This is a genomic window from Caulobacter sp. 602-2 (assembly GCF_011043625.1).
In the GTDB taxonomy this organism is placed as follows: domain Bacteria; phylum Pseudomonadota; class Alphaproteobacteria; order Caulobacterales; family Caulobacteraceae; genus Caulobacter.
Genome location: NZ_JAAKGT010000006.1, coordinates 157,182 through 171,775 on the forward strand (window position 1 = coordinate 157,182; position 14,594 = coordinate 171,775).

Sequence of the window (14,594 nt, forward strand, 5' to 3'; positions counted from 1 at the left end):
CGCCCGCGCCTTGGCCCGCGAGATCCGCTGAGGCCCCCGCCAGCAAAAAGAGGCTTGCCTGCACCGGCTCGGGGCGAAACCGTCGCCCGCCGCGACTTGAGCGGGAATCGGAGGGGCAGATGAGGAAATCGGACTTCGGCGGCGCGTCGCTGCGCGCCTTGGCCATGGCGAGCGCGCTCGCGGTCCTGACGCTGTCGGCCGCTCCGGCCAGCGCCGCCCCGCCGGCGGCCCAGACCGCCCCCGCGAGCGCGCCCAGCCTGCTGCCGGTCAAGACCGACGCCGCCAAGGGCGCGGTCGTGGTCACCCTGCCGGCGCCCGACGCCGAGGGGATTTCCGGTCGCTTCCTCTATCAGCCCAGCCTCAGCGGGGGCCTGGGCGCCACGCCCGTGGGGCTGGACCGCGCCGCGACCGGCGACACCCAGGTGCTGGTCTTCCGCCGGGTGGGCAAGCGGGTGCTGGCCGAGTTCGAGAACTTCGGCTTCCGCGCCCTCGGCGGCACGGTCGAGGAGCAGCGGACGGTCCGCGACAGCTTCCCCGGCTCGGTGGTGTGGTCGGGCGAGGTGACGGGCGAGACGCCCGACGGCGGCTTCACCGTCGACCTGGCCGGCTTCCTGCTGCGCGACGCCTTCAACATCACCGGCGCCCTGAAGGACGCCAAGCAGGGCGGCTTCAAGGCCGCGCCGACGCTGAGCTATGTCGACCTTGGCCATGTCGGCCTGTTTCCCGACAACCTCGAGTTCGAGACCCGCCAGACCTTCACCGCCGACGATCCGGGCGGCGAGGTCTCGGGGATCGTCCCCGACGCCCGGGCGGTGACCTTCGGCGTCCACCACAGCTTCATCCGCCTGCCGGGGCCGGGCTTTACGCCGCGCGCCTTCGATCCGCGCACCGGCACCTCGGCCCAGGTGCTGTTCGCCGACTATGCGGCGGGCCTCGACCAGCCGACGGTGCAGCGCCTGGTGCGCCGTTTCCGCCTGGAGAAGACCGATCCGACGGCGGCCAGGTCGCCGGTCAAGAAGCCGATCATCTTCTATGTCGACCGGGGCGCGCCCGAACCGGTGCGCGGCGCGCTGGTCGAGGGCGGGCGCTGGTGGAACCAGGCCTTCGAGGCGGCCGGCTACGTCGACGCCTTCCGCGTCGAGCCGCTGCCCGAGGGCGCCGACCCGATGGACGCCCGCTACAACGTCGTCAACTGGATCCACCGCCAGACGCGGGGCTGGTCCACGGGCACGACCGTGGTCGACCCGCGCACCGGCGAGATCGTGCGCGGTGTGGTCCAGCTTGGCTCGCTGCGCATCCGCCAGGACCGGATGATCTTCGAGGGGCTGCTGGGCGCCGACAAGACGGGCAAGGGCGGTCCGGACGACCCGATCCAGATCTCGCTGAACCGCATCCGCCAGCTGTCGGCCCACGAGATCGGCCACGCCATCGGGCTGTCGCACAATTTCGCCGGCAGCGTGTACGGCCGCGCCTCGGTGATGGACTACCCCGCGCCGCTGGTGAAGATCGACGGCGACCGCCTCGACCTGTCGGACGCCTACGCCAAGGGCGTGGGGGCCTGGGACGCCTTCGCCATCGATTGGCTCTACTCGGAAGGCGCGCCTGGAAGCGACGAGGCCGCGCGCCTCGACAGGCTGGCCCGCGACGCCCAGGCCAAGGGCTATCGCTACGTCTCGGACGCTGACGCCCGCGGCGCGGCCTCGGCCCAGCCCTATGGCGCGCTGTGGGACAACGGCGCCGATCCGGTGATCGAGCTCGACAACGTCATGGCCGTGCGGCGCATCGCCCTGTCGCGTTTCGGGCTGAACAGCGTGCCGGCCGGTTCGCCCGCCGCCGACCTGCGCCGGGCGCTCGTGCCGATCTATCTGTTCCATCGCTATCAGGTGGAGGCCGCGGCGAAGTTCGTGGGCGGCGTCGACTACGGCTACGCCGTCGTGGGCGATGGTCGCGAAGCCGCGCCCGCTACGCCGGCGGCCGACCAGCGTCGCGCCCTGGCGGCCCTGGTGCGCACGCTCGACCCGACGGCGCTGGACCTGCCCGATCCGCTGCTGTCGCTGCTGTCGTCGGGCATGTCGGGCTCGCGCGACAAGGCCTACGCCATCGAGATCTTCCCGACCTCGGGCGCGTCGGTATTTGACCTGCCGACGGCGGCCGAAACCGCCGCCGACCTTCCGCTGTCGCTGCTGCTGACGCCCGCGCGCCTGAACCGCCTGGTCGAGCAGAAGCGTCGCGATGCGGGCCAGCTGGACGTGACCGAGACCGTGGACGCCCTGCTGGCGGCCGTGGCGCCGGGCGGGCCCCAGGCCGACGGCCGCACGGGCGAGCTTCGTCGCCGCGTGCGGACGCGCCTGATCGGTGATCTTGTTTCCGTGCTCGACGACAAGACGCTGTCGCCCACCGCCGCCGCCCAGATCGACGCGGCCCTGCTGCGCTACGCCAAGACCCTGTCGGGCTGGAAGGGGCAGGGGGCCGAGGCCGATCAGGCGGGGCGCATCGCGCGCCTTCTGACCTCGGGCGACCGCAAGGCGCTGGCCGCCCCGCGCAGCGGCGCGGTCGAAACCTTGCCCCCCGGCATGCCGATCGGCGGGGAGGACTGCTGGTTTTGCGCGCCTGGTTCGTCATGACGGATGGGCGCGTCTGAAAGCGCCCGTTCGAACGAGGAACGACCGCCCATGAACCGCGCCCGCATCCTGCTCGGCGGCCTCTGCGCCGCCGCGCTCTCGACCTCCCTGGCGGCCGCCCAGCCGCTGGCGGTGGTCAACGCCGAGATCTTCGACGCTACGGGCGCGGCGCCATATCGCGGGACGCTGGTGGTCGAGAACGGCCGCATCCTGGCGGTGGGCCCTAAGGTGAAGGCGCCCAAGGGCGCGACCATCGTAGACGCCAAGGGCGAGGCGCTGATCCCGGGCCTGTTCGACGTGCACACCCACTGGACGCCCAATGGCGCGCCGGCGGTGATCCCGAAGATCGCCGACGCCTATGTGGCCTCGGGCGTGACGACGGTGAACGACTTCCACCAGCAGCCGGAAAGCTTCGCGCCGCGTCGGGCGTGGCTGGGGACCCTGACCGCGCCGCACGTCAATTTCGTCGCCCGCATCAGCACGCCGGGCGGCCACGGCGCGGACTGGGCCGACCAGGCCACCACCCGCTGGGTCGACACGCCGGAAGGCGCCCGCGCGGCCGTCGAGACGATCGCGGCCTACAAGCCGGACGCCATCAAGGCCTTTACCGACGGCTGGCGCTACGGCTCGGCGCCCGACAACACCAGCATGGACGCCTGGACCCTGAAGGCGCTGACCGAGACTGCCCACAAGCATGGCCTGAAGGTGCTGACCCACACCGTCACCGTCGAGCAGGGCAAGGTCGCGGCGACCAGCGGCGTCGACGTCATCGCCCACAGCCTGCAGGACGAACCGCTGGATGCGGAGACCATCGCCTCGATCAAGGCTTCGGGCCTGTTCTACGCCCCGACCCTGGCGGTCTACGAGCCGGTCAAGCCGGGCGCCAAGCCGCCGGCCGATCCCGACAGCCCGCGCGCGCGCCAGAGCCGCCTGAAGTTCGGCTACGCCCTTTCCAACGCCAAGGCGCTGTACGACGCCGGCGTGCCGCTGGCCCTGGGGACCGACGCCGGCATGACCGGCACGCCGCATGGCTCGTCGACCCTTCGCGAGCTGGAGCTGCTGGTGAAGGCCGGCCTGACGCCGGCCCAGGCCCTGACCGTGGGCACGGCCGGCAGCGCCAAGGCGATGAACATGCTGGCCGATCGGGGCACGCTGGAGGCGGGCAAGCGGGCTGACTTCGTGCTGGTGGCCGGCAAGCCGTGGGAGACGATCTCCGACGCCCGCAAGGTCGAGCGCGTGTTCATCGACGGCAAGCCGTCCTTCGGCCCGGGCGCGAAGCGCTCGGCCGCCAACGACAAGCTGACGCCGCCGGCGGTGAAGGCGGGCGCGCTGATCGACGACTTCGAGCGCGCCGACGGCCGCACCAGCCTCGACACCCTGCGGCTGGACGATTTCGACGGCGGTCGCGATCGCAGCCTGGAGGTCTCGCAGGTCATCGAGCGCGAAGGCGGCGGCAAGGTGCTGAGCGTCGGCGCGCGGATGGCGACCAAGGACGACGCCTCGGCCGGGATCCTGCTGCCCTTGACCCGCGGCTCGGTGGTTCCGGCCGACGCCAGCGCCTTCAAGGGGCTGAAGCTGTCCGTGCGCGGCGATGGCGGGGCCTATGTCGTCAGCCTGGTCGGCGCGGCTGGCCGCTGGACGGCCAAGGTCGACGCCGGTTCGCAATGGCGGACGATCGAACTGCCATTCTCGGCGTTCAAGCCGGCGGGCCGGGAGAAGGCGGCCTTCACGGGGACAGACCTGCTGCAGGTCGGAGTCGAGGGCGAACGCCCGGCCGGGGCCAAGCTGTGGTTCGAACTGGACGACGTGACGTTCTACTGAGCCGGGGACGGGCGCGGCGGTTTGACGCGGCGGGCGCTGGAAGGCTAATGCCAACAAGCGTTTGGCGGGCGACGGGGATGACGAATCCCCGTCATTACCGCGATTTAAGTGGTCTAGCGTCGGTGCGCGGCTCAAACCGTTACCAAGCAAGGTCGCTTATCGACCGAACGGAGACCGCCGATGGCCCGCATGGGCATGACACTCGCCGCCGCCCTGGTCATGGGTCTGACGACCCTGGCCGGCCAGGCCCAGGCCAAGGCCTCGATCGAGGACAAGGACGTGGCGCGCCTGGTGTCGCTGGGCGGGGTGTGCGTCAGCTGCGATCTGGCCGGCCGCAAGATGACCGGCGCCAAGTTCACCGGCGCCAACTTCGCCAGGGCCAACCTGATCGGCGCCGACCTGCGCGGCGCGGTGTTCTTCGGTTCGAACTTCGAGGCCGCCGACCTGACCCGCGCCGACCTGCGCGGCGCCGAGATGCGGGCCGCCAATTTCGAGAAGGCCAACTTCAACGGCGCCCGCCTGTCGGGCGTGGAGTCGGCCGGGGCCAACTTCCAGAACGCCAACCTGTCGCGGGCCGACATGACATCGTCGGAGATGCACGGGGTCAATTTCGAGGCCGCGACCCTGATCGACGCCCGGCTGGCCAATTCCGAACTGAACGGCTCCAACCTGTCGTCGGTGAACGCGCGCGGCGCCGATTTCTCGAACGCCGAGATCAACGGCTCCAATCTCAGCGGCGGCCGCTTCGATCGCGCCCAGTTCCGCAACGCCTCGCTGACGGCCTCGCATCTACGGGGCGGCAGCTTCGCCGGCGCCGACTTCAAGGGCGCGGACTTGTCGGGCGTGCGCCTGCAGGGCGTGGACCTGAGCGGGGCCCGCGGCCTGACCCAGGACCAGCTGGACGACGCCTGCGGCGAGGCCCGCCTGCCGCCGGGGCTGTCGCTGAAGACCTGCGGGAATCGGATGAAGCGCATCACCGTCATTCGCGGCATGCCCGCACCGCCGACGCCGCCCGCGCCTCCGGCCCCGCCCGCGCCCCGGCGCTGAGTTCGCCTCTGAGGGGTCTTTCTCGCCTGCGGAACGTGCGGGCGAGACAGGCGTTTCGCGACATGGTGAACGCCAGGGGAGCTAGGGACCTCGTGGCGATTGCGCGACAGCAGAGGTTGTGAGATCAAGACGCACGGCGCGGGGGGACACCATGCCTGAGCATGACTTGAGGGAGGGGCAATCCATGCCCCTGCCCAGCTATTTGAGCTATTTGATGTATCAGACCGAGCAGCATCGGCGCGCCTTGGCGGCCGATCATGTTGCGCGTCACGGTCTGTCGTTCCCGAAGTGGGTGGCGATGCTGTCGCTGGCCCGGTTCGGCGAGTGTTCGATGACGCGGCTGGCCAAGCTTTCGGCGGCCGATCGCACGACCCTGACCCGGTCGATCGACGGCCTGATCCGTGACGGCCTTGTCGAGCGCGGCGGGGCGCCGAACGATCGCCGCAAGGTGGTCGTGCGCCTGACCGAAGGCGGGGCGGCGCTGCTGCAGCGGATCCGCGACGAGCTGGCCCCGCTGCACCAGGAAGCCTGTTCGGAACTGAGCGCCGACGAGCAGTCGGCTCTGGCCTTCTATCTGAAGAAGATGCTGGGCGGCCTCATCCCTGAGCCCGACTGGAAGGACGAGATCCTGTCGTTTGGTCCACCGATTCCGCGGCTGGTCTGAAGGCCCTTCGACGCCCTGGGCGCAATCTGCGGTTAGCGTGTTGCGCCTTAGGGTGGATTTCGCGGGCCGCTAGGGGTCTGCGCGAGGGGGCTTCATCTCATGACTGTCGAACAGGTCGCCGAACACATCAGCGAAATGACCACCTATTCCGTCTCGGCCGGCGGCCAGAGCTATCCGATGATGGCCTGGAGCGCCATGGTCGAGCACGGCGGCCAGGGCTCGGCCGACATCGTCGTGGCCAACGTCGCCGGGACCATCGTGGGGGACCAGCTCACCTGGCTGGATCAGCAGCAGGTCTTTCTCGTTCAGGAACAGGCTGACGGCGCCCGCGTGGGCGTTGGCGTCAATCCGGCCGCCGTCTGAGAACTACGGCGCGGTCAGTCGTCGTGACGGACGCGGCCGCGCATCGACTTCACCCCTGACCGCTTCGACTTGGTCTCCAGCCGCTTGAGCTTGCTGGAATAGGTCGGCTTGGTCGGGCGGCGGGGCTTGGGCTTCTCCGTGGCCCGGCGGATCAGCTCGACCAGTCGCTCGCGGGCGTCCTGGCGGTTCAGTTCCTGCGAACGGTGACCCTGGGAGAACAGCACCAGCACGCCCTCCTGGGTCATGCGGCTGCCGCCCAGGGCCGTCAGCCGGGCCTTGATGTCGTCGGTCAGCGACGGCGAATTCGTCACGTCGAAGCGCAGCTCGATGGCCGTCGAGGTCTTGTTGACGTGCTGGCCGCCGGGGCCCGAGGCGCGGGCGGCCTTCTCGACCAGTTCGTCCTCGTCGATGCGCAGCCAGGAGGTGATCTCGATCATCGCGGGACCACGCGGCGGGCCTTGACCACGGCCTGGTCGAGCGCCTGCAGGAACTTGCTGCGGTCTTGGGGGCCGAAGGCCTTGGGGCCGCTCGTGACCTCGCCCATCGAGCGCAGGTGCTCGCCGATCGAGCGCGAGGCCAGGGCCGAGCCGATCATGTCGTTGGTGAACACCCGGCCGTTGGGCGCGATCGCCTGGCCGCCGGCCTTCAGCACGCGGTCGGCAAGCGGGATGTCGTTGGTCACCACCACGTCGCCCGGACCGGCGCGCTCGGCGATCCAGTCGTCGGCGACGTCGGGGCCGGCGTCGACCACGATCTGTTCGATGGCCGGGGTGGCGGGTACGCGAATCCAGCTGTTGGAGACGACATAGGTCTTCAGGCCGTTGCGGGCCGCGACCTTGTAGGTCTCGTCCTTCACGGGGCAGGCGTCCGCGTCGATGTAGATCGTCGTCATCCGCGGCCTATAGCACTCTCAGGCGAGCGCGAGCAGGGCGGGGATCACTTCGTCCGTCAGCAGCGGCGCCAGCGGCATGCCGGCGGGCGGGGCGGCGGGATCGATCCAGGCCAGTTCCTCGATCTCGGCCCGCGCGGCGATCGCGCCCTCGACCATGGCCAGATAGGTCGCCGACTGCACCATGAACCCAGCCTCGTTGGCGGCCGGGGCGGAGAAGCGGCCCAGCAGGCTGGCGTCCACCAGCCGGCAGCCCAGCTCTTCGTCCAGTTCGCGGGCCAGGACGGTCAGGTCGTCCTCGCCCTCATCGCGCTTGCCGCCCGGCTTCATGAAGATCGCCGTGCCGCGCTTGCGCACCAGCAGCATGCGACCGGCCTCGTCGCGGATGACGGCGGTGACGATGTCGAGAACCTTGGTCATGCCCGCCAGCCTAGCGGATTCGACGCCGTCAGGGCTCTACCTGGCCGGCGTCGTCGCGCTTGTCCTGCACGAACCAGCGAAGGTCTTGGGCGCCCAGCGCCTGCAGCTGCCTGTGCAGCGCCTCGTCGAGGCGTCGCATGGTTTCCAATTCGGTCTCGCGCGCCTTTCTGAAGAAGGCGGGATGCGGCAGTTGGACATGCAGCTCCCAGATCTCGTTCGAGCTTTGGCCTTTGGCGCTGACGCCGACGCTAAACTCGGCGTCGCCGAGCGCGACCGAGAAGATCGAAAGCTCCTCATCGCCGAACGGCGCATCCGGCTTGGCGCCTGGCAGGTCGAGGTCGCGGTGCAGAGCTGCCGCGAAGTCTCGGACCGACCGGCCGTGCGCCTTGGGAGCAGCGGCGGGGTCTTCGAAATGGAACGTCGCGAAATGATTGACCCCGATGCCCCCCATGGCCGCTTACCCGCCCAGCTTCTCGGCCGCCCAGGGCGCGAAATAGGTGATGATCCCCGCCGCGCCGGCCCGCTTGAAAGCGGCCAGGCTTTCGAGGATGGCGCGCTCTTCGTCGATCCAGCCGTTGGCCCCGGCGGCCTTGATCATCGCGTACTCGCCCGACACCTGGAAGGCGTAGGTGGGCATGCGGAACTCGTCGACCAGCCGGCGCAGGATGTCGAGGTACGGCAGGCCCGGCTTGACCATGACCATGTCGGCGCCCTCGGCGATGTCGAGCGCGACCTCGCGGATGGCTTCCTCGGTGTTGGCCGGATCCATCTGGTAGGTCTTCTTGTCGCCCTGGCCTGCGGACAGCTTGGCCGAGCCGATGGCGTCGCGATACGGGCCGTAGAAGGCCGAGGCGTACTTGGCGGCGTAGGACATGATCATCGTGTCCTGGAAGCCGTCGCCTTCGAGCGCGCCACGCAGACGGCCGATGCGGCCGTCCATCATGTCGGAAGGGGCCAGGATGTCGGCGCCGGCGGCGGCCTGCATCAGGCCCTGCTCGATCAGGCGCTCGATGGTGGCGTCGTTGAGGATCCTGCCGCCCTCGACCACGCCGTCATGGCCATGGTCGGTGAAGGGGTCCAGCGCCACGTCGCACATGATGCCGACCTCGGGGGCGGCGTCCTTCATGGCCTTCACGGCGCGCGGGATCACCCCGTCGGGATCGGCGGCGATCGAGCCGGTCGCGTCCTTCCGCGACGGATCGATGTGCGGGAAGATGGCGATGGCGGGAATGCCCAGGTCGCGGGCGCGGACGGCGGCCTTGGCGGCTTCCTTGACACTGAGGCGTTCGACGCCGGGCATCGAGGCGACGGGCACGGTTCCTTCGCCTTCATGCACCACCATCGACCAGATCAGGTCGGACGGCATGACCTGCGTCTCGCGGACGAGACGGCGGGTCCAGTCGGCCTGGCGCAGGCGGCGCAGGCGCGTGGCGGGGTAGGGGGCGAGGGGCGGAACGGTCATGCGAAGGGTTTCGCGCGCGCCGCCGGTCGAGGCAAGGCGTTAAGGCCCTTAAGGGGCTATTCGCCGGCCTTGCTGACGCGAACCTGCTGGACGCCGTCGACGCGGGTCCAGACCTGCGACTTGCAGAACAGGCCGCCCAGCACGCAGCCCTTGGCGCGCATGGTGCGCGCGTCGACGAACTCGGCGGTGCCCGAGAGGGTGACCTTCAGGGTCGGAACGAAAACCTTGCCCTTCATGTTTCCATTGCCGGTGGGCGCGAAGTCGCGCAGCACCTGCTGGCCCACCAGGGTGTCGTAGCCGCTCTTCTTGGCGTCGGCCTCGGCCTTGCGGCTGGCATAGACGACCCAACCGCACATGCTCGGACCGCAGTCGGTGATGTGCAGGCGGATGTTGTCCTTCGGGTTGCGCCACACGCCGAGATTCTCGGCGTGAGCCGGCGCAGACACGAACGTGAACAGGGCCGCGACCGCGGCCAGAGCGGTAATGAACTTGGACATGGGAACCGAGACGACGCCTCCGATGGGCGTGATCTGATACCGACGAGGTGTCGGATCAAGGGAGGTGCGACCTTTCGCACCCGATTTCGCTGCGGCGCCGCATGCAAATTCGCCAACTGAGATATGATTGACACACTTGGCTGCTCAGGGCAGGTCAGCGGTCAAGAAGGTGAGGGCGTACATGCCCCGCATGGGAGGAAATGGCGCATGGATTTCGCGCTGAACGACGATCAACGCGCCATTCAGGATATGGCTTCGGGCTTCGCGGCAGAACGGCTTGCCCCGCATTCGGCCGAGTGGGACGAGCGCAAGCACTTTCCTGTCGAGGTGCTGCGCGAGGCTGCGGGCCTGGGTTTCGCGGGCATCTACGTCAATGACGACGTCGGCGGCAGCGGGCTGTCGCGCCTCGACGCCTCGATCATCTTCGAGGCCCTCAGCTACGGCGACGTGCCGGTCGCGGCCTATCTCACCATCCACAACATGGCCTCGTGGATGATCGACCGCTTCGGCTCGGAGGCCTTGCGCCAGCGCTTCCTGCCGCGCCTGACCACCATGGAGCTGATCGCCAGCTACTGCCTGACCGAACCGGGGTCGGGCTCCGACGCGGCCGGCATGCGCACGACCGCGCGGCTGGAAGGCGACCACTACGTTCTGAACGGCGGCAAGGCCTTCATCTCGGGCGGCGGCGTGTCGGACGTCTACGTGGTCATGGCCCGCACCGGCGGCGAAGGTCCCAAGGGCGTCTCGGCCTTCGTGGTCGAGAAGGGGGCGCCGGGCCTCACCTTCGGGGCCAACGAGCGCAAGATGGGCTGGAACGCCCAGCCCACGGCGCAGGTCAATTTCGACGACTGCCGCGTGCCGGTCGAGAACCGCATCGGCGGAGAGGGCGAGGGCTTCCGCTTCGCCATGATGGGCCTGGACGGCGGGCGGCTGAACATCGCCTCCTGCTCGCTGGGCGGCGCGCAGTTCGCCCTCGACACCGCCAAGGCCTATCTGGAGACCCGCAACCAGTTCGGCCGGCCGCTGAAGGACTTCCAGGCGCTGCAGTTCAAGCTGGCCGACATGGCCACCGAACTGGAAGCCGCCCGCCTGATGGTGCGCCGCGCCGCCCATGCGCTCGACAACCGGGATCCGCAGGCCACCAAGCTGTGCGCCATGGCCAAGCGCTTCGCCACCGACGCCGGCTTTCAGGTGGCCAACGACGCCCTGCAGCTGCACGGCGGCTATGGCTATCTGCAGGATTACCCGCTGGAGCGCATCGTCCGCGACCTGCGCGTCCACCAGATCCTGGAAGGCACCAATGAGATCATGCGGGTGATCATCGCCCGCGAGATGTTCCGGCAGTAGGATCGTGATAATCTGACCAGACTGGTCAGATTGGAGCCCGTCATGCGCGAAGTCGGCGTCCTGGAAGCCAAGACCCACCTGTCGGCGCTGCTCGACGCCGTCGAGAAGGGGGGCGAGGCGGTGCTCATCACCCGCAACGGTCGTCCGGTGGCTAAGCTGTCGCCGGCAGAGGAAGCGACGATCATGCCGCGTCGCGCTTCGGCCGCTGAACTGGCGGAGCGCTTCAAGGCGTTGCGTGAACGGATCGCGGCTGCAAACCCTGACGCCGAGAATTTGACTTGGGAGCAATTGAAAGAAGACGCTCGACGGTGAGGCAGGTCGTTCTGGATGCTTCGGCGGCCTTGGCTTGGCTGTTGCCGACACAGGCTACGCCTGCTGCGCGAACTCTGTTGGCGGAAAGTAACGCCCTGATCTTCGAAGCCCCCAGCATTTTCGAATGGGAGGTGCGTAACGTGCTTCTGACGTTGGCGCGTCGCGGGGTCTTGGTTGACGACGAGTATGAAAAGGCGGTCGCGACTTACGAGGATCTATCGGTGCGCTTCAGCGAACCGGCCTTCGGTGTCGAGGGGCTCGCCATCCTAGCGCGGCACGCCAAGCTCAGCCTTTTCGACGCCGCCTACCTCGCCTTGGCGGCGGAGCACGACTGGCCGCTGGCCTCGCGTGACGACGCCCTGCTAAAGGCGGCCGCCGACGTTGGCATCGAGTGCTTCGACCTTAGAGCGACGACCCCATGATCTATCTCTGCCGCCACGGCCAGACGCAGTTCAACCGCGAAGGACGCTTCCAGGGGCAGACGGAGTCGGACCTGACCGCTCTTGGTCGCGCCCAGGCGCGGGCCATGGGTGAGCTGCTGGCCGACCTGATCGCGCGTGACCCCTCAGACGCCTGGCGGATCGTCGCCAGCCCGCTGCGTCGCGCGCGCCATACGGCCGAGGCCATCGCCGAGCGAACGGGGCTGTTGCTCACCTTTGACGACCGCCTGCTGGAGATCAGCGTCGGCGAGTGGTCGGGCCGCCTGCGCGAGGACATCCGTCGCGAGAACCCCGAGCTGTTCGCCAGCTACGAATGGGCCTTCCGCGCACCCGGCGGCGAGACCTTCGAGGGCGTCACCGCCCGTGTCGCCGGCTGGCTGGCCGAGCAGGCCTCGGAGGGCGAGCGCCGCCTGATCGTCGTCAGTCACGGCGTCGCCGGTCGCCTGCTGCGCGGCGCCTATGCCGGCCTGTCGCGCGCCGACACCCTGGCCCAGGAGGTTCCGCAGGACGCGGTCTACCGCCTGATGGCCGGCCAGATCGACCGCTTCGACTGCGCGCCGGTCGAAGACCCCGAATTCGCCTGAGACCCCAGATGACCGAAGCTCCCCAAAAGCAGGCCCCCGAAGTCCTCGTCAGCGTGAAGAAGAACGTCGGCCGGATCACCCTGAACCGGCCCAAGGCCCTGCACGCCCTGACGCTGTCCATGTGCGAGATCATGATCAAGACCCTGCTGGAATGGCAGGCCGATCCCGAGATCGACATGGTGATGATCGACCACTCGGGCGAGCGCGGCTTCTGCGCCGGCGGCGACATCAGGATGCTCGCCGAGAGCGGGGCTGACGACGGCGTCGAGGCGCGCAAGTTCTTCCACACCGAGTACCGGCTGAACCACCTGCTGTTCCACTACGACCGGCCGATCGTGGCGATCATGGACGGGGTGGTCATGGGCGGCGGCGTCGGCATCTCGATGCCGGCCCACTACCGGATCGCCACCGAGCGCACGACCTTCGCCATGCCCGAGACCGGCATCGGCCTGTTTCCGGACGTCGGCGGCGGCTGGTACCTGCCGCGCCTGCCGGGCAAGGCGGGGCTGTGGCTGGCCCTGACCGGCGCGCGGATCAAGGGCGCGGACTGCATGCGCCTGGGCATCGCCACCCATTTCGTGGAGTTCGGCGCGGTCGAGGGGCTGAAGAAGGCCATCCTGGCCGACCATCGCCGCATCGACGAGACGCTGCGCATGTATCGCGCCGACGCCGGCAAGGCGCCCCTGGTCGGCTACGAACAGGACCTCAACCGCCTGTTCGTCGGCGACAGCGTCGAGCAGATCTTCGAGTTCCTGGAGGTCGACTCCAGCGACTGGGGCAAGGCCCAGCTGGCGGTGCTGAAGACCAAGTCGCCCCAGACCCTCAAGGTCGCCTTCGAGCAGCTGAAGCGCGGCGAGGCCATGACCGACTTCGCCGACAACATGGCCATGGAGTACCGGATCGGCTCGCGCGTCGTGCGTCGCCACGACTTCATCGAAGGCGTGCGGGCGGTGATCGTCGACAAGGACAACGCTCCCCGCTGGGACCCGCCGAGCATCGAGGCGGTGGATGACGCCGATATCCAGGCGATCTTCGCACCTCTTCCGCCCGAGGAGGAGTGGACGCCTCTCGCGGAAGCCTGACAGCGTTCTGCCGTAGCGGCATTGAAGCTGTCGCTTGGCCTCGCTAGCTTGCCGCCAGCCAAAGAAGAAAGTCCGCCGGAAGGAAGACCATGCGTAAGCCGCTTCTCAGCCTCGTCGCCGCGCTCGCCGTGACTGCGTGCGCCACGACCCCGATGGGACCGGCCGCGCCGCCGCCTCCGCCGCCCGCCGACGCCCCGGTTTCGATCCCGGCCAACATCATCGCCGCCGTCGACAATCCGCTGCGCCCCGAGGTCGACAGCCGGCGCGACGCCGATCGCCTTCCGGCCCAGGTGCTGGCCTTCGCTGGCGTGCGCAACGGCGCCAAGGTCGCCGACCTGATTCCCGGCACCGGCTATTTCACCCGCATCCTGTCGAAGGCCGTCGGGCCGCGCGGCCACGTCTACGCTTACGTGCCCGACGAGCTGACCAAGCTGGCCAACCGCGAGCCGGCCGTGAACGCCATCGCCGCCGATCCGGCCTACAAGAACGTCTCGGTGATCCTGAACCTGCTGCCCAACTTCGGCGCGCCGGAGAAGCTGGACCTGGTGTTCACCGCCCAGAACTATCACGACATGCACACCCCGCTGATGGGCAAGCCCGACATGGCGGTGGTCAACCGCAAGGTCTTCCAGTCGCTGAAGCCGGGCGGCGTCTATCTGGTGCTCGACCACTCGGCCCAGCCGGGCTCGGGCCTGCGCGACGCCGAGAAGCTGCACCGCATCGACCCCGAGACCGTGAAGGCCGAGATCACCGCCGCCGGCTTCGTGTTCGAGGGCGAAAGCCGCGTGCTGCGCGACGCCGCCGACAAGCGCAACGTCTCGGTCTTCGACCCGTCGATCCGCGGCAAGACCGACCAGTTCATCTACAAGTTCCGCAAGCCCGCCGGGGCGCGGTAGCGGCGTTGCGTCGTTCGAGGCTCGGCTGCGCCTCGCACCTTAGGATGAGGGTGTCATTGCTCTGATTTCCTCATCCTGAGGCGCCCGCGCAGCGGGCCTCGAAGGACGCACGGCCTCGAAAACACAAATCACAAGGACCGCGCCCACGT

At 69.1% G+C, this 14,594-nt stretch carries 17 protein-coding genes; 11 read left to right on the forward strand and 6 right to left on the reverse strand.

All coding sequences use genetic code 11. The features are described from left to right. Nucleotides 1–119 precede the first annotated feature (119 nt). The 5 genes from G5B46_RS14410 to G5B46_RS14430 all read left to right on the forward strand — a co-directional run bounded on the left by G5B46_RS14410 (nucleotide 120) and on the right by G5B46_RS14430 (nucleotide 6,516). On the forward strand, nucleotides 120–2,624 hold the full coding sequence (locus tag G5B46_RS14410; protein WP_165259661.1) for a zinc-dependent metalloprotease: 2,505 nt from the start codon (nucleotides 120–122) through the stop codon (nucleotides 2,622–2,624). Nucleotides 2,625–2,672: 48 nt separating this feature from the next. Next, on the forward strand, nucleotides 2,673–4,442 hold the full coding sequence (locus G5B46_RS14415) for a CIA30 family protein (protein ID WP_165259663.1): 1,770 nt from the start codon (nucleotides 2,673–2,675) through the stop codon (nucleotides 4,440–4,442). A 180-nt stretch (nucleotides 4,443–4,622) separates the two neighbouring features. Then, nucleotides 4,623–5,489, forward strand: a complete 867-nt coding sequence (locus tag G5B46_RS14420) for a pentapeptide repeat-containing protein (RefSeq protein ID WP_165259665.1) — start codon at nucleotides 4,623–4,625, stop codon at nucleotides 5,487–5,489. 214 nt (nucleotides 5,490–5,703) lie between these two features. After that, complete coding sequence (locus G5B46_RS14425; protein ID WP_240903492.1) at nucleotides 5,704–6,153, forward strand: MarR family transcriptional regulator; 450 nt, start codon at nucleotides 5,704–5,706, stop codon at nucleotides 6,151–6,153. Nucleotides 6,154–6,252: 99 nt separating this feature from the next. Continuing rightward, complete coding sequence (locus G5B46_RS14430) at nucleotides 6,253–6,516, forward strand: hypothetical protein (RefSeq protein WP_165259669.1); 264 nt, start codon at nucleotides 6,253–6,255, stop codon at nucleotides 6,514–6,516. A 14-nt stretch (nucleotides 6,517–6,530) separates the two neighbouring features. Here the strand turns inward: G5B46_RS14430 and arfB are convergent, their stop codons facing one another. Genes arfB through G5B46_RS14460 form a run of 6 tightly spaced genes read right to left on the reverse strand, consistent with a single transcriptional unit; the run spans nucleotide 6,531 to nucleotide 9,784 of the window. Continuing rightward, nucleotides 6,531–6,953, reverse strand: coding sequence for an alternative ribosome rescue aminoacyl-tRNA hydrolase ArfB (arfB, locus tag G5B46_RS14435; protein WP_165259671.1), 423 nt, complete (start codon nucleotides 6,951–6,953; stop codon nucleotides 6,531–6,533). Beyond that, nucleotides 6,950–7,408 (reverse strand): YaiI/YqxD family protein, encoded by a 459-nt coding sequence (locus G5B46_RS14440; RefSeq protein ID WP_165259673.1) that lies wholly within the window; start codon nucleotides 7,406–7,408, stop codon nucleotides 6,950–6,952. Before G5B46_RS14440 ends, arfB begins: the two co-directional genes overlap by 4 nt. 18 nt (nucleotides 7,409–7,426) lie before the next feature. Continuing rightward, nucleotides 7,427–7,825: an NUDIX domain-containing protein gene (locus G5B46_RS14445; protein WP_165259675.1), complete on the reverse strand. Its 399-nt coding sequence runs from the start codon at nucleotides 7,823–7,825 to the stop codon at nucleotides 7,427–7,429. Nucleotides 7,826–7,853: 28 nt separating this feature from the next. After that, nucleotides 7,854–8,276: a hypothetical protein gene (locus tag G5B46_RS14450; protein ID WP_165259677.1), complete on the reverse strand. Its 423-nt coding sequence runs from the start codon at nucleotides 8,274–8,276 to the stop codon at nucleotides 7,854–7,856. 6 nt (nucleotides 8,277–8,282) lie between these two features. Next, entirely contained in the window at nucleotides 8,283–9,287 is a 1,005-nt protein-coding gene (hemB, locus tag G5B46_RS14455; protein WP_165259679.1) for a porphobilinogen synthase, read from the reverse strand. Nucleotides 9,288–9,343: 56 nt separating this feature from the next. Further along, entirely contained in the window at nucleotides 9,344–9,784 is a 441-nt protein-coding gene (locus G5B46_RS14460) for a DUF2147 domain-containing protein (protein ID WP_165259681.1), read from the reverse strand. 207 nt (nucleotides 9,785–9,991) lie between these two features. Here G5B46_RS14460 and G5B46_RS14465 point away from each other — a divergent pair, with 207 nt between their 5' ends. The 6 genes from G5B46_RS14465 (at nucleotide 9,992) to G5B46_RS14490 (ending at nucleotide 14,445) form a co-directional block, all read left to right on the forward strand. Then, nucleotides 9,992–11,131 carry an isobutyryl-CoA dehydrogenase gene (locus G5B46_RS14465; RefSeq protein ID WP_165259683.1) on the forward strand — a complete coding sequence of 380 codons (1,140 nt, stop codon included), beginning with the start codon at nucleotides 9,992–9,994 and terminating at the stop codon, nucleotides 11,129–11,131. Nucleotides 11,132–11,173: 42 nt separating this feature from the next. Next, complete coding sequence (locus G5B46_RS14470; RefSeq protein WP_165259685.1) at nucleotides 11,174–11,443, forward strand: type II toxin-antitoxin system Phd/YefM family antitoxin; 270 nt, start codon at nucleotides 11,174–11,176, stop codon at nucleotides 11,441–11,443. Continuing rightward, nucleotides 11,440–11,865, forward strand: coding sequence for a type II toxin-antitoxin system VapC family toxin (locus tag G5B46_RS14475; RefSeq protein ID WP_165259687.1), 426 nt, complete (start codon nucleotides 11,440–11,442; stop codon nucleotides 11,863–11,865). The genes G5B46_RS14470 and G5B46_RS14475 overlap by 4 nt, the downstream gene beginning before the upstream one ends. After that, the gene (locus G5B46_RS14480; protein ID WP_165259689.1) at nucleotides 11,862–12,467 is read left to right on the forward strand and encodes a histidine phosphatase family protein; all 606 of its coding nucleotides are present in this window, start codon (nucleotides 11,862–11,864) and stop codon (nucleotides 12,465–12,467) included. Before G5B46_RS14475 ends, G5B46_RS14480 begins: the two co-directional genes overlap by 4 nt. 8 nt (nucleotides 12,468–12,475) lie before the next feature. After that, a complete protein-coding gene (locus tag G5B46_RS14485) occupies nucleotides 12,476–13,549 on the forward strand; it encodes an enoyl-CoA hydratase/isomerase family protein (protein WP_165259691.1) in 1,074 nt (357 codons plus the stop codon). Nucleotides 13,550–13,638: 89 nt separating this feature from the next. Next, entirely contained in the window at nucleotides 13,639–14,445 is an 807-nt protein-coding gene (locus G5B46_RS14490) for a class I SAM-dependent methyltransferase (RefSeq protein WP_165259693.1), read from the forward strand. The last annotated feature ends 149 nt before the right edge of the window (nucleotides 14,446–14,594 follow it).